This window comes from Clostridium sp. TJA085 (assembly GCF_058310235.1).
This window is the reverse complement of sequence record NZ_JBZEEZ010000002.1, coordinates 23,662-42,953: the sequence shown is the minus strand read 5'-3', so window position 1 is coordinate 42,953 and position 19,292 is coordinate 23,662. Positions and strand designations below refer to the sequence as shown.

Genomic DNA, 19,292 nt, shown 5'->3' with positions numbered 1-19,292 from the left:
TAAAATATGGATTTATTACAATTAAAAAATATTAATAAGTACTATAAGTTAGGCAATAAAGAAAAGTTTCATGCTTTGAAAAATATTAATGTGGCTTTTAATAGAGGAGAACTTGTATCTATAATAGGGGAATCGGGTAGTGGTAAATCTACAATGATGAATTTAATTGGTGGATTAGATTCAGATTTTACTGGACAATTACTTATAAATGGAAAGAACATAGGAGACTTTAAAGAGAAGGAATTAGATGAATATAGAAAAAAGAAAATAGGTTTTGTATTTCAAAGTTGCAATTTAATACCTCATTTATCCATATTAGATAATGTAACTATTGCACTTACTTTATCTAATGTAAGTAAAGATATTCGTATAAAGAAAGCTACACAGGTATTAAAGGAAGTGGGACTTGAAGATCATATAAATAAAAAGCCAAATCAATTATCAGGAGGTCAAAAGCAAAGAGTTGCAATAGCAAGAGCTTTAGTTAATGACCCTGAAATAATACTTGCAGATGAGCCTACTGGTGCATTAGATTCAGAAACAACAGAACAAGTTTTAAATATTATAAAAGATATTGCAAAAAAAGGTAAGCTTGTAATAATGGTTACTCACTCAGAGAAAGTTGCAGCCTATTCAAGTAGAATAATAAAAATATTTGATGGAGAAATAGTTGAAGATAAAGAGGAAACCCAATTAAATAATATTTCATTTAAAAATATAGAAGAAAATAAAAGCAATAAAAATTTAAGCTTTTTTTCAGCAATAAGACTTGCTGCAAATAATATGAATCAAAAACTTAAGAGAAATATATTAGTTGCAGTAGGGGTAAGTATAGGGATTATGAGCGTTGTATTAATGCTATCATTAGGTAATGGAATGAAAACATACTTTAATGATATGATAAAAAGTTTTATGAATCCTTTAGTAGTTGAAGTTAATATGCCAGCAGAAAAAAATTCTAATAATCCAAATAATCCAGCAGCTGCAATGAAAGCAATGATGGGAGCAAAGGAGCCTTTTAAAGAAAAAAACATAAAAGAGTTATCAAAAATAGAAGGTGTTAAAGAAGTAGAAAAGGGGTTTAGTTATATAAACATTTCAGGAAATAATATATTAGAATATGGAAATAAAAAATGTGATATTATGATGTTAAATAGCATGTCATCTGCTATAACTGATAAAAATTTAAAGATGGGTAAGTTACCTAAAAAGAATGAGATATTAGTAAGTGAGCTAATTTCAAAAGAACTTGGTGGAAATATTATTGGTAAGAAGGTAAAATTAAATACTTTAGTTCAAGGGATTGAAGTTGAAGGAACATTTAAAGTAAGTGGAATTTACACAACAGGAAATAAAGATCGTATGTCAGAAACAACAGAAGTTGTATTTATGAATTATGATGATTTAAATTCATTACTTAAAAAGCAAGGTGAAAGCTTAGATACAAGTGTAATATATCTTATTGCAAATACAAAAGAAGAGGCAAGTAATATAAAAACAAAAATGTTAGATATGGGGTATCAAGGTTCAGTTCAGGAAATTATGGGAGATCAAATGGTTACTATGTTAAATGTATTAACAATAGTTCTTGCAGGAATTGCAGCTATTTCTTTAATTGTTTCATCAATAATGATATTAGTAGTACTTCATATAAGTGTAGTTGAGAGAACAAAAGAAATTGGACTATTAAGAGCAATAGGTGCAAGAAGAAAAGATATAAAAAGAATATTTGTATCAGAGGCATTTTTGATAGGATTATTTAGTGGAATAATAGGGCTTATAAGTGCATTTTTAATAGAAAAATTTGCAAATATAGCTTCAATGAAAGTTTTTTATATTGATGTTGTAAATATAACACCAGCTTATGCTATTTGTGGTATTGTTGTAAGTACTATTATAAGTATGTGCTCAGGTCTTATACCAGCAAGAAAAGCTGCTAAATTAGACCCAGTTGAATCATTAAGAACAGAATAATAAATATTAAGGGAGTCTATTTGTGAAATTTTTATTTTAAATAGGCTCTTTAATTTTAGTAAAGTATATTAGTATTTAAAATTTTGTATTTAAATAAACTAAAGAATAAATTATAAATTGAATTATTTAAAAGAATATTAAGTAGAACATTAATAAATAAGGATTAAAATAGGATTAATAATTTAATACAATATTTATAAAATAATAGTAATTGTATAAATTTTTATGACTAAAATTAAATTTATTTTATTATATTGTAATATTTACAAAATAATGTTTTATATGATAAAATAGATGAAACATTGTAGCAGTGGAACAGTAGTATAGTTAGAAAAGTTAGGATTTAAGTACAAAAAATTAAAAGAAAAATTTAATAGTAGTATAGGAGGTATGAACATGAAAAGAAAACATGATTTCATAGCAGTAGGTTTCACAATATTTGCCATATTCTTTGGAGCAGGAAACTTAATATTTCCACCAGAGATTGGTATAAATTCAGGAAAAGATTGGTTTATGTCTTTATTAGGATTTTTTATTTCAGGAATAGGACTACCCCTTCTTGGAATATTGGCACTTAATAAAGCAGGTAGTTTAGAAAAGTTTGGAGAAAAGATAGGGTCTAAGTTTACAAATATTTATACAGCATTAATTTTAATATGTCTAGGACCAATTGTTGCAATTCCAAGAACTGGAGCAAGTACTTATGAAATGGCTTTATTACCTAATATAGGAGATACTATAAGTCCTGGTATTTTTGCAGCAATATTTTTTGCAATAACACTTATATTAACTTTAAAACCAACAAAAATTGTAGGATACATTGGTAAGGTATTAACACCAATAATTTTAATTATACTTTCAGTAATTATAATTAAAGGTATATTTTTTACTGAACATGTATTTAGAGATGGTACAGTAAATGGATTTAGTTTTGGATTTATAAATGGATATCAACCAATGGATGCACTAGGAGCACCAATTACAGCAGTAATTGCTATAAATGCAATAGTTGCTTTAGGTTACAATAAAGATTCAGAAAAAAAATCCATTTTAAAGAAAGCAAGTATAGTATCAAGTATTGGTTTTATATTTGTTTATGGTGGATTATTATACTTAGGAGCAGCTCTTGGAGGATATTTTCCACAAGATATAAGTCAAGCTGAACTAACTATAGGTATTGCTCATTTAATTTTAGGTAACTTTGGTAAAGTGGCACTTGGAATAGCTGTTGCAGCTGCATGTCTTACAACATCAATTGGTTTAACAGCTATGGTAGGGGAGTTTTTCTCAAAGGTATTAAAGATTAAATATGAAATTATAGTTGCAGTTATTTGTGTTGCATCAGCAGTTATGTCTATTGCAGGTATAAGCAGTATAATATCACTTGCAGTACCAATACTTATGATTTTTTACCCAATGCAAATAGTTCTTATATTATTTAATATAATTGGAGTAGAGAGTAAGTTAACTTATAAGATTACAGTATATACAACTCTTGTAGTATCAGTATTAGATGTTCTTCATACTCAATTTGGAGTAACAGCTCTTAATGGAATATTTAAATTTGTACCATTAGCTAATGTAGGATTTGCATGGGTAGTGCCAGCAGTTATTGCGATAGTAGTTTCAATTATACTTAATATGCTTTTAAAGAAAGAAGAAGCAGCTGTAGATATGTTAGATAGTTAATAAATTTATATAAGAGAAGGTATTAGATTTAATCTAATACCTTTTTAATATAGTTAAACGAATAATTACAGGAGAATTTTATTTTATGGTTTATGCGCCTTATTTGCTCTTCATTTTTAATAGAATATGAAGAGTGGTTAAGATGATAATAAAAAATTTAATAAATATAGTTAATAATGATGAATATAAAAAATTAATAGTATTTGCAATACCGTTAATGTTTAATAGTATAACTTCTATGATTATAAGTCTTTTTGAATTAGCACTTAGCTTAAATATTTTATTTTAAATATAAAAAATAATGGATTAAAAGTTTTAATATTAATTAAATAAAAAGGATATGTTATATTTTATAACATATCCTTTTTATTTTGAACGAAGTATTATATTATTGAAATATTTATATTATAAATTTAGTATTGAGCTTAATTACCTAGAACTTGTGATGCATTTCTGATTATATTTTCAATGTAATCAGAACTTTCTTCACCAAAGTAGTTTAGTATTTCTTCACAAGAGGATGAGTTTTTTGTAAGAATTTCAAGCATTTTAACTTGATTATTTAAGATAGCTAATTGTTTTTCCATATTTTTAATTGATTCTTTTTCAGTCATATTGAACACATCCTTTTTTATAAATTTTAATTTTATAACATTAAATCTTATTAAATAAGATTATTTGCTTTTGCAAACTCTGTAAGCTCATCTCTGAATTTTGGGTGAGCTATTTTTATTAAACTTTTAACTCTATCTCTTACACTTTTTCCTGTAAGGTTTGCGATACCATATTCAGTAACAACATAATCAACATCATTTCTAGAATAAGAGATTGCAGTTCCAGGTGCGTGTCCTGTTGATATAGTTGAAATTGTACCATTTTTAGCAGTAGAGTGAAGTGCTATAATTGATTTTCCTCCCTCTGACATAAATGCTCCAATTCCAGTATCGCTTTGTCCACCTGTTCCACTATATTGATTAAATCCAAAGCTTTCAGATGAACATTGACCTGTTAAATCAACAGATAAAGCTGTATTTATTGAAATCATTTTTTTGTTTTTTGCAATTACATATGGATCGTTTACATAAGAGCAAGATTTTAATTCTACACAAGGATTATCATCTAAAAAGTCATAAAGCTTTTGAGTTCCAAGAGCAAATGTTCCAATTATTTTATTTTTGTGAAGAGTTTTTTCACTATTTGTAATAACTCCAGAATCAAAAAGGTCAACTATTCCTTCTGTAATCATTTCTGTGTGAACACCTAAATCTTTTTTTGTCATTAAAGATTTAGCAACAGCATTTGGGATTCCACCAATACCAAGTTGTATAGTAGAACCGTCTTCAACTAAAGATGCTATATAATCACCAATTACTAAGTCAGTTTCTGATGGCTCTTTTGGTTGAAGTTCTGGAACTTTAATTGTATTTTCCATTATATAATTAACTTCACTTATATGAACTTGTGTATCACCATGAGTTCTTGGTAAGTTTTCATTTACTTCAAGAATTACTATATCTGCTTTTTCTACATTTTCACGTTCATAAACTAATGAAAGTGAAAGTGAGAAGAAACCGTGTTTGTCCATTGGAGTTGCAGCTCCAACAAATATATTAGGTTTTCTATATCTTAATCTTTTAGTAGCAGAATATCTTAAGTGAGTAGGGATATATGCTCCTAATCCATTTTTTCTAGCATTTCTTGCAGGTCCTCCCATAAATAGAGATTCATTAAAAAAGTGACCTTTCATAGATTCATCTGTATTATAAATATACTTATTTAAGCTTAACATTGTTACCACATTAACATTTTCAACTCTATCTTTAATTGTATGTAATTTATTAAGAAAACCTTGTGGTTCACATGGTCCTAGTGAACAAACTATTTCATCATTTGATTTGACAAGGTTTAGTGCGTCATCCACTGTTATAAGTTTTTCTTTATATTGTTTTGAATAATCCATAAAAAATACCTCCATTATACCATAAAATAAGTTAAAATTTTAACAAAGTGGTTAAAAAAAAGCGCAGCTAATCTATAAACCTTATAGAATAGCACGCCACTCATAATTCTCTCAATGCGTACATTTAAAACATATAAACTTTTTATATATATTATTTAACTTGAGTTCATTATATACCAAAATCAAGAAAAATAAAACACTATTTGAAATTGTTTACAATTTATTATTAAATTATTGTAAGTTCTTTTTTATTGCCTTCAATGAAGCAATTCATATCATATACATCATATTCATTAGGTTCTTTATTAAAAACTTTTTTAAATTCTTTTATGCAATCTTCAATAGCAAGCTTATCAGAAACAATATTACTTAATAGTTTCATATGATTTACATATTCATAAAAGCTCTCTTTAGTATATAATCCGTGATGAGAAGGAACATAATAATCTGCCTCATAACATTCAAGTTCTATTAATAGTGGAATAAATTTATCTTTTGAATAACTCCAAGCACCATTATACATATCTAAATAAAGAGAATCACCAACAAAAGCTGTAGTTTTATTATTTTCTTCTATTAAAACTATTGAATTATCATTTGAGTGATCACTAGATATATGTTCAACAAAAACTTTAACTCCACCTAAATCTATTTTTAAAAATTCATCATAAATTATATCACCTGTTGGTATTAAAATCTCTCTATCATCATTTGGATGTTCTATTTTTATATGTTCTAAACAAAATTCAATTTCTTGTCCATTTTTAACTCTTTCTTCTAATGCACTGTTTGTCCATTTTAAATCTCTAAGTGAATCAAGTTTTTCATTAGTTACTCCATTTACTATATTTATTAAGTTCATATAATTTGCTCCAACTATATGATCCCAATGCCAATGTGTTATAACTAAATATTTTATTTCAGAAGTAGCTATTTTTTGGGCTTCCTTTAAAAAGCTTTCTGCATGACTTTTTGAATTTCCACCATCAATAACTAAACTATATTTATCTCCAATTACAAGACCAAGGGTTGGTCTGTCTCCAGATTCTTTGTGCTCCATATAATATACTCTATCTGTAAGTTTTTTTAGCATATTTTCATCCCTTCTTTTTGTATTATTTAGTTAATTATAACATTTATATATATCTAATCTCAATTTAATAACTTTAAAAAAAATATAGCTTATTTATTAAACATTATTTAATAGTCTGTTCATTGTATTTGTTAATAAAAAATATTATGATAATAAAGTAGTTAGGATGCTAACTAAATTTATTTCAGTAGTGAAATAAAGGATTTAAGCAAAGTTTTGTGTACTTTTTACTTAAATGAAATTATGTTAATAAAAAATAGTAAACTTTAAAAGAAAAGGAGAGATTTTTATGCCAAAATTATTAATTCCAGCAATTATATTTATAACACTTGCATTAATTTTTTATACAGTAGGTGTATGGGGAGAACATAGAGCTAAAGTATTAGAAAAGAAACATGTTATCATTTTCTGGTGTGGTTTAGTTTGTGATACTTTAGGAACTTTTACAATGAGTAGAATTGCAGCAGCACATGCTGATAAAACAATAACACCAACACAACTTTTAATTCATCAATCAACAGGGATGCTTGCAATATTATTAATGTTATTCCATGCAGTTTGGGCAACTTGGGTTTTAAATAAAGGAAGTGAAAAAGCTAAACAAGCATTCCATAAATTTAGTATGGTAGTTTGGTTTATATGGTTAATTCCTTACTTTGTAGGAATGTACATTGGAATGGCAGGCTAAAATATAAATAAATTTGTTTTAGATTAACTTAATAGATGTAAAAGAAAAGGTGCTAAGTTTTAGCACCTTTTCTTAATACCAGGAGGTCAGGAGTATCAAAAAGGTTTATATTAATATATATTAATGAAAGTTGATATTTAGGATAAAATAAATGGTTAAATTTTAAGGATTTTTATAATTAATAATTGAAATTATAATATATATAATTATGTAAATAGGTTTAATTATATATATTAAGGTAAAACTTAAAGTCAACAGTAAAAATAATAAAATGTTTAGCGAGTTTAATTATTTTATATTAAGGCAAAACTAATTATTATTTAAGGATTTTTTAAAGAAATTTTTGTATATTTAAATAAAGAGATTTTAAAGGGGAGATAATTATGGAAAAAAAGCAGTATGTTTGTGCAAAGTGTGGAAATAATCATTATGAATCAGATCAATTTCAAGCTACAGGAGGAAATTTCGCAAAGATATTTGATATTCAAAATAAGAAGTTTATAACTATAAGTTGTACAAGATGTGGATTTACTGAGCTATATAAAGCACAAAGCAGTGATGGTTGGAACATACTTGATTTTTTAATTGGTTAATTCTTTGTATTTTAATTAATTATATAATAAATAGGATTTTAAGAGGGTTTTGCATTTTATGTAAGGTTCTCTTTTTTATTTTAATAGATTTTTCAAAGTTAAAATATTTTATAAAAAATTTCTTTCATTTTTAGTAAAGTGCATATTTATTAAATGAAAGGAGTTGATAAGCATGGCAACAAAAACAATAAAAGGATTAGCTTTATCAGTAAATTATAATAGGGGAAAGGATGAGAAGGAAAACGATATAATTAAGCATCAAACTTATAAGAATTTAAACTTACAAGCAAGTGATGAAAATATATATGCAGTAGGAAAAGCTATATCAGAATTAATATCTTATCCATTAGTTTCAATTGAAAGAGAAGAAGAAAGCGTATTAATATCAGAATAATTTAAGAAGAAAAATAGTTTTATAAATTAAAAGGGGGTATTTATAATGATTGATAGAATATTAGTTATGGGGTTTAAAAATGAGCTTGGTAAAAGGGTTAATTTAACAATTAGAGAAGTAAGAGATGATTTAACTAATACTGAAGTAAATGATTTAATGGACTTAATTATTGAGAAAGACGTATTTATTACATCTGGTGGAGCTTTAAGTGAAAAAGTTAAAGCAGAGGTAATTACAAAAGAAATAACAGAAATGGAATTAGTAATATCATAAAACATTTATTAAATAAAAGATTAATAATAAAAAAATAGGGACGTATTTAGCGTCCCTTAATACTTGAATTTAATTTTTAAATAACGCTAAATCAAAGTAGTTTATTTGAAAAATATATTTTTTGATTTGAATTAAAAGGTTATAGAAGCGTTTAATAATTCTTCAGCTTCAGTATTAGATAAGTTTTTAGATTGACATATTTCTTCGATTAAAATTTTCTTTGTACTTGTTAGCATTTGTTTTTCAACATTATTTAAATGATGTTTAGAATTGATTTTACTAAGATTACATATAACTTGTATACAATCTGTCAAAGTGCCAGATTTAATCTTTTCATTATTAATAGCAATTCTTTCTCTAAAATTGTTAGGGATTGAATCATAATCTATATCTAAGAATTCATCAATATGGTCAAATATGTTATCAATTTCATCTTTATCACTTACTAATCGTATATGTGATGGTTCAACTACGCTAAATGGTACCATTAATTTCATTGAACTATTAAAAAGGTGTATTTTATAATAATTTTGCATTTTTCCTTTGAATTCTTTTGATTCAATAAGATCAATAACACCTACCCCTTGGCTTGGATATACAATTTTATCACCGACATTAAACAAATAAAAAACCTCCTTATTATATTTTTCTTATGTGTATAACTTTTTTAATAATAGTTTTTATCCTATAAATTGAGATAAATTAAAAGCAATAATATAGCATTATTACTTTGAAGCAAAAAATTTTTTTATTATTTAAATATATTATAACATAATTTTTTATAATAATAAAATTTTTATTATATCACAAATTATTAATGGTATCAATTACAATATACATTTATATATTATTTAGGCAATAGGCTTTATAACAATATGTAATTTTATAAAAAAATAATTATTAAAAACAAAAAGCTGTTAATTTTTTAAATAAATATTGGTTAATATGGAGATTATATATTAATGTATGGGGTGAGATTATGAGAAAAGAATTTAATTTCTTATTTATAGCATTAATTATAACGAATATATTTTTTATCGGTATAGCAACAAAGTATAAAAATAAATCAGATATTATAAATAAGTCATTTAAAGTTTATTCAGTAAATGGAGAAAATGAATATTTAAAAGTTACTGATGGAATTATAATAGAAAGCTATAATAAAGATATATTAGAAGGAGGAAGAATTGAATATTTAGGAGTTCATAAAGAAAATTTAAAGTTTTATGAAATTCAAATATGTGTTAATGGAAATGGTGTTGATATAAATGGTAATGAAAAGACATTATTTTCTACTAAGTTTAAATCAGAAAATTATGATAAACATTTATTTTCCTTTCCAGGAGATTTAAAAGCAAATATAGGCAGAATCTCTGGAGAGTACATAACAAGACATTATGATAAAAAATATTTACTTAATAATATGTATTTAAAGTTAAAATTACAATTTGAAAATGGTCAAAAAGAGGAATATAAAGTTAAATTAAATGTAAAGAGGATTTAGAAGATTTTGAATAAATCTCTTTCTTTGTGGTGATACTCTAAGATAATTGAAGTGTATCTATTGCAAAGCGAGGGATTTTTTTGATTAAAGAAAAAATAAAACAAATATTATCAAATAAAATTATAATTGCTATAAGTTCTTTTCTTATAGGAGTTTTATTTATGAGCCTTGTAGGAAATGGGGTAAACCTTACAAAAGAAAGATATCAGTACCTTTTAGAAATGGAGAGTAAAGTATTAAATAACAGTAATTTATACAAAGAAATAAAATCTTATGATAATAACAGTAATAAGTATAAAAGTGATGAAGAAGTTTCTAGTGAAAATTTAAGTGAAGAAAACAATAAATATAAATTAAAAGAAGCATATTATGAAAAAGATGACGATGGAAATAAACTTATGTCTGTTAAGATTAATAGTTTAAATACAACAAAAGAAAGAAATGAATTTTTAAATACAAAGGCTAATAAAGTTATTTTATTAGAATTTACTTATGAAAATTTAAATTTAAGTGAAAATTTATTTATATCAGATAGTAATTTTAAAGTTTATGATAAAGAAGGAAATATATTAGAGAGTTATCCAATAAGTTCAGAAAAGGTTTCGAAGAGTATAAGTAAAGGTAAAAAGTGTACTGCAAGTGCAGCTTATGCTTTAAACAGTAAATCAGAAGATATTATAGTTGAGTTTTATCCAAATATTTTAGATAGTAAACCAAGTGCTATATTTAACTTAAAATTAAATTAGAAATAAAAAAACTACCATATATAAATTATATATGGTAGTTTTTTTAAAACACTCTATCTCCTTCATTATCAAAAAACTCTACTTTATTTGAAAAAGTATCATTAGATTTTATTTTGTATACTCCTAAAATATATTGATTAACATTTAAATTTTCATCATAAAGTATTTTGTCATTATTAACTATTTCGTATTTAGAAGCATGTAGCTTTGAATTATTACCAAAAACTACAACTAAATTGTAATTAGTCTGAGGAAAAATATATATTTCAACAGGATCTGTTTTAAATGAAGAGCCTGATGAACCAAATAAACAATATCTATTTTTAAAAATATTATCTCTATTTAAAATTATAAGTTTGTATGAGTTATTGTTTTTAGTATATAAAAGAAAACATAAATCACCATAGCTTTTTTTCTTTTTAATTTCAATGTTTGAAGAATTCTCTTTTTTTTCAATATAAGATATTAAAGATTCATCATTATTAACGTTTACAGTATCACAAATTCTAAAGGTAAGTATTACAGCAATTACTATCACTATAAAAGATGTTATTTTTATGATTAAAGGGATTATTTTTTTATTTTTCATAATAAAACAGTCCTTTTTAATTAAATTTAAAGTTTGTTTTTCATAATATTAAATTTTCTAAAAATATAATAAAGTTATTTTAGGCTTAAAAACTTTAAAATAAAGCCTAATATAATAATAAAAATAATTAAAATTAAATAGCTTATAAAAATTAAGTTTAAGTATATATTTCTTATATATACTAATTATACCATTAAGGTAAGAATTAAAATTATAATAAATATTAATAAAATGAAAACATATACATAAAAGTAATTTTAAAATAAACTAATTATAAAAAACAAAAAAATATAAGTAAAAATTCAATATATTAATAAATAAATGCGCTTAATTTTAATAAATTATAAGTATATACTTTTAATTTTAATTATAAAAAAATATAAATAAAACAAAAGTATTATATTTACAAAATAGTGGATTAAAAATAGAAAAATGACGTATTTTGACAATTAGAATATATTATAAAAAAGAACTTAATATTATATAATTTATGTGAAAATATAAAAATTAATTTTAATTAATAGGCTAAACAAAGTGGAGGGAGAGAATTTTGAAAATTAAATATGGTAATATTTTAATTTTAAGTTTAAGTTTAATTTTAATTGGATTAATTGTTTATTATTTCGCTGAAAAAGATAGTTTTGTAATCTATAAGAGAAATAGTTTTATAAACTGTCAAGAAGATAGTAGAGTTTATTATGAAATTTCAGTAAGAGAATTTAGTGACAGCAATGGAGATGGAATAGGGGATATTAATGGAATAATTAATAACTTAGATTATCTAGAAAACTTAGGGATAGGAGCCATTAATTTGTTACCTATTCAAGAATCTTATAGTAGTCATGGATATGATATTATTGATTACAAAAAAATAAAAAAAGAATATGGCACAATGGAAGATTTTGAAAATTTAATAAAAGAGGCAAATAGGAGAGATATAAAAGTTAATATTAGTTTAGTTCTAAATAATACATCAGACAAGCATATGTGGTTTGAAGAAGCTAAGAATGGAAATAATAAATATAGAGATTATTATATATGGAAGCATGACGAAGATAATGTTGATAAAATTAATCATAATATAATTGCACCTTCAACAAAATTTGCTTGGAGAGAATTAAATGAACATAATATTTATTATGCCTTATTATCACCATGTATGCCGGATTTAAATTTAAGTAATGAATTTGTTAAAAATGAAATAAAGGATATAGCAAAATTTTATATTGATAAAGGTGTAGATGGCTTTAAATTAGAATCAGTTAAATTGTATTTTAATTCCTATAAAGAAAATGTTGAGTTCATAGAAAATCTAACGAGCTATTGTAAAGGTTTAAGAAGTGATTTTACAATTATAGGAGATGTTAGAGAAGGCGAATCAAATATGAAAGGTTATTTAGATAATTTAGATGGTCTTTTATTTCAAAATCTTGCTGATATTATTGAGAAAGGATTATTAGAAAAAAATATAAATAATTTATCTAAAGTGTTATCTCATTACTATTATCAATTAAATAAATATTCAAATAATAATTTTGCAATTTATCCTATTTTAAATAATAAATTTGAAGATAGATTTATAAATAGTTTAGGGATTTCTGAAGAAAATATGAAAATGGCAGCTACTATTTATTTAACTTTACCTGGCAATCCTATTATATATTTTGGTGAAGAGTTGGGGGTTTCCGGGAAAGGTTTTGTTAAAAGTAAAAATGAAGCTAGCTTAATTGAGTTTATTAATTATGATTCAGATAAAGCTAGTAAGATTTATAATAATATAAATGAAAATATATTATTAAGTAATTTAGAAAAAAATAAATCTATATATGAGTTTTATAAAAAGTTATTAAAGGCTAGAAATGAAAATATATCATTAAAAGAGGGTACAGTCCATTATCAAAATTCGGGAAAAGAATCAGTTATGATAATTAAAAGAAAGATGAAAGATGAAATTTCATATGTAATAATAAATAGTAATAAAAATTCAGTTAAGGTAAATTTACCAGCAGGAGAATATAAAGTTACATTATCTAATAAAAGAGAATCAGAAATTGAAAATATTAAAAAAAATTTATATATAGATGGTGAAGAAATATTAATATTAACTAAATAAAATATATATAGAAAACTATCTCAACTAAATTAATAGTTGAGATAGTTTTTTTAGAATTTAGAGGTTATTTCATTTTTTTCAATTCTTTTTATATCTTTTAATCTTAAATGAGTTTCAGCTATTATATCATCATATGATTCACCTTCAATGAGCATTTGCTTAGCTTTTTCATGTGAAGCCTTTTCTTTTATAGCCATAATTACAACCTCCTAAAATATAAAGAAATTTCTTAATTAGTTTTCCTAAATTAAATACTAGATATTCATATAGAAAGATATTTTTATTATTTCATTAATTAATATACATTATAAAGATAAATAAAGTTCTTTAAAAGAATTAAAGGAAGTACATAAATATAACAGAAGGTTTTATTTCCAAAGTAAAAGAATTTAGTGATAATGAGTTTATAGTAGTAAGAGAGGTTATGACTTGGTGTGCTTTAGATACTCAATTCGTTGGTCTTTTATGTAAGTATAAAAATTTATCTGATTTCAAAGAAGGGGGATGGGTTAGTATAGAAGGTATTATAAAGGTTATAGATAATAAACCTTTAGTATCTATAAGTAAAATTTTAAAAATAAGTAAGTCAGGGAATAGATACATACATTCTAACTAAAAATTAAAATAAACTACATAAAAATATAGCTAATAAGAATATATTCTTATTAGCTATATTTTTATTTTAAATTTTAGTGATGACCACAAGAATGTACTGAAGAATGTCCAGCACAAGAGTTTGCAGGATTAAATTCAATTAATTTATTTTCCATAAATAAATTAACATTTTCTTTTAGTGAAGTATTTTCTGCTTTGAATACTTTTTTTCCTAAGCTGTTTAATTTATTTATAGCACCAGCACCTATTCCAAGAACTAAAACAACATCTATGTCAGCGCCACCGATTGCTTTAATTGGTTGACATTTACCGTGTTCATGGTTTAAATCGCCATTGTTTATAGCTTTAATTTCATTTGTTTCAGTATCAACAACTAAGAAAAATGGTGCTGAACCAAAGTGATTATAAGGAACACTTTCAAAACCTTTATTTTCTTTTACAGGAATACAAATTTTCATTATTAATATCTCCTTTCAAATTAGAATTACAATTTTTTTTACAATGCTTTTTACCTTCACATTGAAATTTTGGAAGGTCAATATAATTTTTAGTTTCTAAAGTTTTGCTTTTAATTGCATTTATAAAATTAACTAATTCATCTAAAATATCATCATTAATTGAATAGTGAACAAAATATCCAGCTTTTTCACCTTCAATAATATTAGCTTCTTTAAGAACTTTTATATGTTGTGAAACTGCTGCTTCAGATATATTAAGATGTTTAGCTAAACCTTTAGCACAAATATTTTTTTTTGAAAGCAAGATTAAAATTTTTAATCTAGTTTCATCTCCAAAAGCTTTGAATAATTTTTCTATATTTTTCATAAGTACCTCGAAATTTAATTAAGTAATTACTTAATTAAATTTTAATACTATTAGGAAAATAATTCAAGGGGTTTTTAAATATTAAATGGAATAAATTTGTTTATTAGAATATAATTTTTATATAGGATTAAACTAATGAGAGAATGGAGAGGTATAATAATGCTTAAAAAGAAAATAATTACTTTTGTAATAACGGGAATAATATTAAGTACAGGAATTCTTGGGTGTACTAATAGCAATATAAAAAAGGAATTAGAAAAGGGGATTACATCTATTGAAAACGGGCAGTATGATGAGGCTAAAGCAGATTTTGAAAATGTATTGAAAGAGGATAGTTCAAATCAAGAAGCAACAAAACTTTTAAATATAATAAATAATTACTATAATTCAAAAAAGGAATTTGAAGCTGACAATATAAAAGAGGCAGAAAAATATATAAATGAAATACCAAGTGAATATTCAAATTATAAGATAAAAGATGATATAAATAATTTAAAGAAAAAAATAAATGATAGAAAGAAAGAGATAGAAAGTATAAATAATGAATTAAATAATGTTGATAAATTAATAAAAGATAAAAAGTATGAAGATGCTAAAAAAGTAATTGATAAAATAGATAATAATGGAACAAAACATCAAAAGGAAAAGTTAGAAGGTTATAAAAAGATAATAAATGAAAAACTTAAAGAGCTTGAGGAAAAGAAAAAAAGAGAAGAAGAAAAGGCTAAAAAAGAAGTTATTGAAAAGAAAGAATTAGAAAGAAAAAATAAAGAAAAAGAAGCTATTAAGAAACCTTCATCAAGTAATAAAGTAAATACAAAAAATGAAGTTATCAACAATAATCAGCAATCTAAGAAAGAACATGTGTATAAAAATATTAATTTAGGAATCCAAATAACATTTCCTGCAAGTTGGAGTGGACTTTATACTGTAAAATCTTATGATGATGGAATTGGTGTATATATGATACCTCAAGAGCCATATAAGTATAGTAGTGAAGGTTTTCTATTTTCAGTAACTAAGTATAAATCAAAAGAAGATGAAAATTTTAAAGATACTGTTGGAAGTAAAAGATTTGTAACTGCAAAAGGGGTTAAGTATATTATAGGTGGACCAACAGATTTTCCTATTGGTGATGGAGAAAAAAATATGAAATTATATTTAAAGTTAAGTAATGAAAAATATGGGGTTGCAAGTACTATAAAGGCTATAAGCTAATAAAATCAGGCTATCTTATTTATGATAGCCTGATTTTTATTTTAATATTTATACCTCAATACATGTCTATAAATATTTACTACATAGTTATAACCATCTATCCAATAAGGTAAAAGTTCAGGTTTATAATCTACAACATGCTTAATAAAATCGTCAAATAAGTTAAGCTTTAATAGAACTTTAATTATATCTTTAGGATATGGAGTAACTTTATCATAAGATTTTCTTGGGTCTATAACCATTATATTTTCTTTATTATTCACAAATATGTGAGCATTTCTTATATTTATACGTTTAAATTTAAGTATTTTTAAATCTTCAATAAGATCTATTAATTCTTTTGAAACTTTAAAAGAAAGTCCGTGTTCTCTTAAATATTCATAAAGAGTTTCTCCATGAACACATTCTCTTATTACTATGTTACTAACCTTTAACAGGAGTTTAGGGAAGAATCTGCTATCCTCTGTATTTTTTAATATATTTGCTTCACTTTCGGCAGATTTTATACTATTAAAAACTTTAAGAGCATAACCTTCAGGAGTTAGGTAAACACTTCCTTCACATCCAGAACCTAAAATTTCACAATCATTTAATTTTATAACATATTCCATAATATCACTTTTATAAATTGATTATAATCATTATATGCAAAATAAGGTTTATTGATTAAGTAATTTAAAATGTTAAATTTTATAAATATTTACATAATAGCAAATAAAAATTTAAAATTGAAAAAAGTGTTTAATGATATTATTATTCTATACATTTATATAAAATGTAAACATATTTAAGGGGGATAAAAATGAAAAAAGCTTTAAAAACTTTAGGCATAGTAATAGGATTACCAGTAATTTTTGTAATAATACAGGCTGTGGTCCAAAGTATGCAAATATTTATAGTGGCAAAACAAAATAATTTACAATTTAGTTATGAAAAAGTTATGCCTTTAATTTCAAAAACAAACCTAGGATTAAATTTATCAGTTTTTATTAGTGATTTAATAATGTTAATAATATTATTATTAATTTTTACAAAACATAAAAATAATCTTATAAATAAAGAAAAATTTAAAAAGATTAGCATAAAAAAATGTGTATATATTATTATGTTAGCTTGCGGAATTTATATGTTATCAATGTATATAATAACTTTCTTAACACCTATTTTTTCAAGTTATAAGGACGTTCAGATGAATTTAAGTCAAGCACAAAATTCAATAATAGGAATTTTAATAATATCAATATTTGTACCTATATTTGAAGAAATATTTTTTAGAGGTGTTATATTTGGATTTTTAAAAAACAATTATAACATTGTAGTTGCTATTATAATTCAAGCATTAGTATTTTCATTTATGCACTTTAATGTAGTACAAGGGATATATACTTTTATATTAGGTGTTGTTTGTGCATTAATGTATATGTATAGTGAATCATTAATAGGCGGTATAATAGTACATATAGTATTTAATTTTTTAGGAATGACACTTACAAAATTGGCTACTGTTTCAGTAGCATTAACAGGAATATTTGGAATTATATTTTTAGTTATATTTTTACCTGTTTCTATAATTATGATTTTAAAATCTAGAAAGCAAGTATATTAAAAATAATATTTAAATTAAAGATTGGAGTTTTAAAACTCCTTTTTTTATATGTTTAAATATTTGTATAGATATAGAAATTTATTTTTATGATGTATAAAATATTAAAAGTTTAAACTATCTATATATAAATAAAAACATAATAGGTAGCTTATAAGTAATATAAGATATTCATATTATAACAATAAATCAATAAGGAGTATAATGTTAGTATAATATATAAGTTCTTATGCTTAAATTAAAAGTTAACAGAAGAAAAAATATAAGAAGGAAAGAAGATGGAAGTTATGAGTAATGTAATTAATTCATATTGGGGAGTAGAGCTAAAGACACATTTAGTTAATCAAGGAAGTGAAACATTGGCAATAGTACTTCCTGGAATAGGTTATACTTTAGATAGAGTAACTCTAGAATATATAAGCGAACTATCACTAAAATTAGGTTATGATTTAATTAAAGTTGAATATGGATTTCAAATTGCAAGAAAAACTTTTGATGTAGCTAAGGAATTTGATATAGTAGCAAAGGAAACTTTAGAGCAAATAAATAGTATACTAAATTCAAAATATAAAAATATAGTTATAATAGGTAAAAGTATAGGAACTTGTGTGCAAAATGTATTAAATGAAAATATAAAAGGGTACAATATAACAAATGTTTATATAAGTCCTATAGATAAAACTGTAAATATGGGAATTAAAGAAAATTCATTAGTTATAACAGGAAGTGCAGATCCACTTTTGAAAGAAGAAAATATAAGTAAAATAAATAGAATAAATGGAGTTAAATTAATAAAGTTTGAAGGTGCAAATCATGCTTTAAATATAGAAAAGCATCCAATTGATAGCTTGAAAATTCAAATAGATATAGTAAAAGCAGTTGAAGATTATTTAAAGTAATTTAAAATTATAGATAAAAAAGAGATTTTATTCAGTTAAATATTATAAGTTAATAAAGATAATAGTCATAAAGAATATTATCTTTATTAAAGTTTAAATTAAATAATAAAATTTAAAATATATTTTGTTATTTAATTAAAATTATGAATTTTAGAAAAAAACCACCACATATTACGGTGGTTTTTTATTTTATTAAAATTATTATTAAAATTTATATAAATATAATTTAAAAAAATTATATAAACATAAATATATGAATTATTAAAAGTTTTAAAATAATTGACTGTATAAAAAGGTTATAGTAACATTGGATGAAATAGTATTAAATTACCATTATTATAAATTATTATTGTAACTTATAATAATGGTAATATAGTATAATTTCTTACAAAATAATTAAGTATTTTTATAAAAATATTTAAATCTATGCAATTTTCATCATTTTAGCTATTTATAATAAATTTATAAAATATAGAGATTTGATTTATTTAAGTATATATATAAACTTGTTGAAGT

General features: G+C 23.6%; 23 protein-coding genes. 14 read left to right on the top strand and 9 right to left on the bottom strand.

The window, feature by feature from the left end:
• The first annotated feature begins 6 nt into the window (after positions 1 to 6).
• The 3 genes from AC4FQW_RS07480 (at position 7) to AC4FQW_RS07470 (ending at position 3,952) form a co-directional block, all read left to right on the top strand.
• On the top strand, positions 7 to 1,974 hold the full coding sequence (locus AC4FQW_RS07480) for an ABC transporter ATP-binding protein/permease (RefSeq protein ID WP_491148223.1): 1,968 nt from the start codon (positions 7 to 9) through the stop codon (positions 1,972 to 1,974).
• A gap of 396 nt (positions 1,975 to 2,370) precedes the next feature.
• Complete coding sequence (brnQ, locus tag AC4FQW_RS07475) at positions 2,371 to 3,663, top strand: branched-chain amino acid transport system II carrier protein (protein ID WP_491148222.1); 1,293 nt, start codon at positions 2,371 to 2,373, stop codon at positions 3,661 to 3,663.
• Positions 3,664 to 3,805: 142 nt separating this feature from the next.
• A complete protein-coding gene (locus AC4FQW_RS07470; RefSeq protein WP_491148221.1) occupies positions 3,806 to 3,952 on the top strand; it encodes a hypothetical protein in 147 nt (48 codons plus the stop codon).
• A 136-nt stretch (positions 3,953 to 4,088) separates the two neighbouring features.
• Here the strand turns inward: AC4FQW_RS07470 and AC4FQW_RS07465 are convergent, their stop codons facing one another.
• The 3 genes from AC4FQW_RS07465 to AC4FQW_RS07455 all read right to left on the bottom strand — a co-directional run bounded on the left by AC4FQW_RS07465 (position 4,089) and on the right by AC4FQW_RS07455 (position 6,716).
• A complete protein-coding gene (locus AC4FQW_RS07465) occupies positions 4,089 to 4,277 on the bottom strand; it encodes a hypothetical protein (RefSeq protein WP_303130231.1) in 189 nt (62 codons plus the stop codon).
• Between the two features lie 50 nt (positions 4,278 to 4,327).
• The gene (locus AC4FQW_RS07460; RefSeq protein ID WP_491148218.1) at positions 4,328 to 5,623 is read right to left on the bottom strand and encodes an acetyl-CoA hydrolase/transferase family protein; all 1,296 of its coding nucleotides are present in this window, start codon (positions 5,621 to 5,623) and stop codon (positions 4,328 to 4,330) included.
• 226 nt (positions 5,624 to 5,849) lie between these two features.
• Positions 5,850 to 6,716, bottom strand: a complete 867-nt coding sequence (locus AC4FQW_RS07455; RefSeq protein WP_491148216.1) for an MBL fold metallo-hydrolase — start codon at positions 6,714 to 6,716, stop codon at positions 5,850 to 5,852.
• 289 nt (positions 6,717 to 7,005) lie between these two features.
• Between AC4FQW_RS07455 and AC4FQW_RS07450 the strand changes: the two genes are divergently transcribed.
• The 4 genes from AC4FQW_RS07450 to AC4FQW_RS07435 all read left to right on the top strand — a co-directional run bounded on the left by AC4FQW_RS07450 (position 7,006) and on the right by AC4FQW_RS07435 (position 8,664).
• The gene (locus AC4FQW_RS07450) at positions 7,006 to 7,404 is read left to right on the top strand and encodes an HsmA family protein (protein WP_303130228.1); all 399 of its coding nucleotides are present in this window, start codon (positions 7,006 to 7,008) and stop codon (positions 7,402 to 7,404) included.
• A 383-nt stretch (positions 7,405 to 7,787) separates the two neighbouring features.
• Positions 7,788 to 7,997 (top strand): zinc ribbon domain-containing protein, encoded by a 210-nt coding sequence (locus AC4FQW_RS07445; RefSeq protein ID WP_303130226.1) that lies wholly within the window; start codon positions 7,788 to 7,790, stop codon positions 7,995 to 7,997.
• 172 nt (positions 7,998 to 8,169) lie between these two features.
• Positions 8,170 to 8,391: a DUF1659 domain-containing protein gene (locus AC4FQW_RS07440; protein ID WP_303130225.1), complete on the top strand. Its 222-nt coding sequence runs from the start codon at positions 8,170 to 8,172 to the stop codon at positions 8,389 to 8,391.
• 45 nt (positions 8,392 to 8,436) lie between these two features.
• Positions 8,437 to 8,664 carry a DUF2922 domain-containing protein gene (locus AC4FQW_RS07435; RefSeq protein ID WP_491148213.1) on the top strand — a complete coding sequence of 76 codons (228 nt, stop codon included), beginning with the start codon at positions 8,437 to 8,439 and terminating at the stop codon, positions 8,662 to 8,664.
• A gap of 131 nt (positions 8,665 to 8,795) precedes the next feature.
• On the opposite strand, the gene AC4FQW_RS07430 is transcribed toward AC4FQW_RS07435, so the two are convergent.
• Positions 8,796 to 9,287, bottom strand: coding sequence for a CarD family transcriptional regulator (locus tag AC4FQW_RS07430; RefSeq protein ID WP_303130220.1), 492 nt, complete (start codon positions 9,285 to 9,287; stop codon positions 8,796 to 8,798).
• Positions 9,288 to 9,643: 356 nt separating this feature from the next.
• Between AC4FQW_RS07430 and AC4FQW_RS07425 the strand changes: the two genes are divergently transcribed.
• Positions 9,644 to 10,168, top strand: coding sequence for a hypothetical protein (locus AC4FQW_RS07425; protein ID WP_491148211.1), 525 nt, complete (start codon positions 9,644 to 9,646; stop codon positions 10,166 to 10,168).
• 80 nt (positions 10,169 to 10,248) lie between these two features.
• Complete coding sequence (locus AC4FQW_RS07420) at positions 10,249 to 10,914, top strand: DUF4352 domain-containing protein (protein WP_491148209.1); 666 nt, start codon at positions 10,249 to 10,251, stop codon at positions 10,912 to 10,914.
• 43 nt (positions 10,915 to 10,957) lie between these two features.
• Here the strand turns inward: AC4FQW_RS07420 and AC4FQW_RS07415 are convergent, their stop codons facing one another.
• A complete protein-coding gene (locus AC4FQW_RS07415) occupies positions 10,958 to 11,503 on the bottom strand; it encodes a hypothetical protein (RefSeq protein WP_491148207.1) in 546 nt (181 codons plus the stop codon).
• 550 nt (positions 11,504 to 12,053) lie between these two features.
• On the opposite strand from AC4FQW_RS07415, the gene AC4FQW_RS07410 reads away from it, so the two are divergent.
• Positions 12,054 to 13,616, top strand: a complete 1,563-nt coding sequence (locus AC4FQW_RS07410) for an alpha-amylase family glycosyl hydrolase (protein ID WP_491148206.1) — start codon at positions 12,054 to 12,056, stop codon at positions 13,614 to 13,616.
• Positions 13,617 to 13,666: 50 nt separating this feature from the next.
• Here AC4FQW_RS07410 and AC4FQW_RS07405 read toward each other — a convergent pair whose 3' ends face one another.
• The gene (locus AC4FQW_RS07405; RefSeq protein ID WP_303130013.1) at positions 13,667 to 13,813 is read right to left on the bottom strand and encodes a hypothetical protein; all 147 of its coding nucleotides are present in this window, start codon (positions 13,811 to 13,813) and stop codon (positions 13,667 to 13,669) included.
• Between the two features lie 152 nt (positions 13,814 to 13,965).
• On the opposite strand from AC4FQW_RS07405, the gene AC4FQW_RS07400 reads away from it, so the two are divergent.
• The gene (locus AC4FQW_RS07400; RefSeq protein ID WP_368410168.1) at positions 13,966 to 14,232 is read left to right on the top strand and encodes a TIGR03943 family putative permease subunit; all 267 of its coding nucleotides are present in this window, start codon (positions 13,966 to 13,968) and stop codon (positions 14,230 to 14,232) included.
• A gap of 73 nt (positions 14,233 to 14,305) precedes the next feature.
• Here AC4FQW_RS07400 and AC4FQW_RS07395 read toward each other — a convergent pair whose 3' ends face one another.
• Positions 14,306 to 14,689 carry a NifB/NifX family molybdenum-iron cluster-binding protein gene (locus AC4FQW_RS07395; protein WP_303130010.1) on the bottom strand — a complete coding sequence of 128 codons (384 nt, stop codon included), beginning with the start codon at positions 14,687 to 14,689 and terminating at the stop codon, positions 14,306 to 14,308.
• On the bottom strand, positions 14,658 to 15,056 hold the full coding sequence (locus AC4FQW_RS07390) for an ArsR/SmtB family transcription factor (protein WP_303130008.1): 399 nt from the start codon (positions 15,054 to 15,056) through the stop codon (positions 14,658 to 14,660). Before AC4FQW_RS07390 ends, AC4FQW_RS07395 begins: the two co-directional genes overlap by 32 nt.
• 135 nt (positions 15,057 to 15,191) lie before the next feature.
• On the opposite strand from AC4FQW_RS07390, the gene AC4FQW_RS07385 reads away from it, so the two are divergent.
• Positions 15,192 to 16,274: a tetratricopeptide repeat protein gene (locus AC4FQW_RS07385; protein ID WP_491148205.1), complete on the top strand. Its 1,083-nt coding sequence runs from the start codon at positions 15,192 to 15,194 to the stop codon at positions 16,272 to 16,274.
• A gap of 41 nt (positions 16,275 to 16,315) precedes the next feature.
• Here AC4FQW_RS07385 and AC4FQW_RS07380 read toward each other — a convergent pair whose 3' ends face one another.
• Complete coding sequence (locus AC4FQW_RS07380) at positions 16,316 to 16,885, bottom strand: serine/threonine protein kinase (protein WP_303130004.1); 570 nt, start codon at positions 16,883 to 16,885, stop codon at positions 16,316 to 16,318.
• A gap of 191 nt (positions 16,886 to 17,076) precedes the next feature.
• On the opposite strand from AC4FQW_RS07380, the gene AC4FQW_RS07375 reads away from it, so the two are divergent.
• A complete protein-coding gene (locus AC4FQW_RS07375; RefSeq protein WP_491148202.1) occupies positions 17,077 to 17,880 on the top strand; it encodes a CPBP family intramembrane glutamic endopeptidase in 804 nt (267 codons plus the stop codon).
• 275 nt (positions 17,881 to 18,155) lie between these two features.
• Positions 18,156 to 18,776, top strand: coding sequence for an alpha/beta hydrolase (locus AC4FQW_RS07370; protein ID WP_491148201.1), 621 nt, complete (start codon positions 18,156 to 18,158; stop codon positions 18,774 to 18,776).
• Positions 18,777 to 19,292 lie beyond the last annotated feature (516 nt).

Coding starts and splice junctions, on each gene's coding strand:
- AC4FQW_RS07455 (WP_491148216.1), bottom strand. CDS start 6,716: ATGCTAAAAAAACTTACAGATAGAGTATATTATATGGAGCACAAAGAA.
- AC4FQW_RS07470 (WP_491148221.1), top strand. CDS start 3,806: ATGATAATAAAAAATTTAATAAATATAGTTAATAATGATGAATATAAA.
- AC4FQW_RS07440 (WP_303130225.1), top strand. CDS start 8,170: ATGGCAACAAAAACAATAAAAGGATTAGCTTTATCAGTAAATTATAAT.
- AC4FQW_RS07375 (WP_491148202.1), top strand. CDS start 17,077: ATGAAAAAAGCTTTAAAAACTTTAGGCATAGTAATAGGATTACCAGTA.
- AC4FQW_RS07415 (WP_491148207.1), bottom strand. CDS start 11,503: ATGAAAAATAAAAAAATAATCCCTTTAATCATAAAAATAACATCTTTT.
- AC4FQW_RS07425 (WP_491148211.1), top strand. CDS start 9,644: ATGAGAAAAGAATTTAATTTCTTATTTATAGCATTAATTATAACGAAT.
- AC4FQW_RS07390 (WP_303130008.1), bottom strand. CDS start 15,056: ATGAAAAATATAGAAAAATTATTCAAAGCTTTTGGAGATGAAACTAGA.
- AC4FQW_RS07435 (WP_491148213.1), top strand. CDS start 8,437: ATGATTGATAGAATATTAGTTATGGGGTTTAAAAATGAGCTTGGTAAA.
- AC4FQW_RS07385 (WP_491148205.1), top strand. CDS start 15,192: ATGAGAGAATGGAGAGGTATAATAATGCTTAAAAAGAAAATAATTACT.
- AC4FQW_RS07460 (WP_491148218.1), bottom strand. CDS start 5,623: ATGGATTATTCAAAACAATATAAAGAAAAACTTATAACAGTGGATGAC.
- AC4FQW_RS07380 (WP_303130004.1), bottom strand. CDS start 16,885: ATGGAATATGTTATAAAATTAAATGATTGTGAAATTTTAGGTTCTGGA.
- AC4FQW_RS07445 (WP_303130226.1), top strand. CDS start 7,788: ATGGAAAAAAAGCAGTATGTTTGTGCAAAGTGTGGAAATAATCATTAT.
- AC4FQW_RS07370 (WP_491148201.1), top strand. CDS start 18,156: ATGGAAGTTATGAGTAATGTAATTAATTCATATTGGGGAGTAGAGCTA.
- AC4FQW_RS07465 (WP_303130231.1), bottom strand. CDS start 4,277: ATGACTGAAAAAGAATCAATTAAAAATATGGAAAAACAATTAGCTATC.
- AC4FQW_RS07395 (WP_303130010.1), bottom strand. CDS start 14,689: ATGAAAATTTGTATTCCTGTAAAAGAAAATAAAGGTTTTGAAAGTGTT.
- AC4FQW_RS07405 (WP_303130013.1), bottom strand. CDS start 13,813: ATGGCTATAAAAGAAAAGGCTTCACATGAAAAAGCTAAGCAAATGCTC.
- AC4FQW_RS07480 (WP_491148223.1), top strand. CDS start 7: ATGGATTTATTACAATTAAAAAATATTAATAAGTACTATAAGTTAGGC.
- brnQ (WP_491148222.1), top strand. CDS start 2,371: ATGAAAAGAAAACATGATTTCATAGCAGTAGGTTTCACAATATTTGCC.
- AC4FQW_RS07450 (WP_303130228.1), top strand. CDS start 7,006: ATGCCAAAATTATTAATTCCAGCAATTATATTTATAACACTTGCATTA.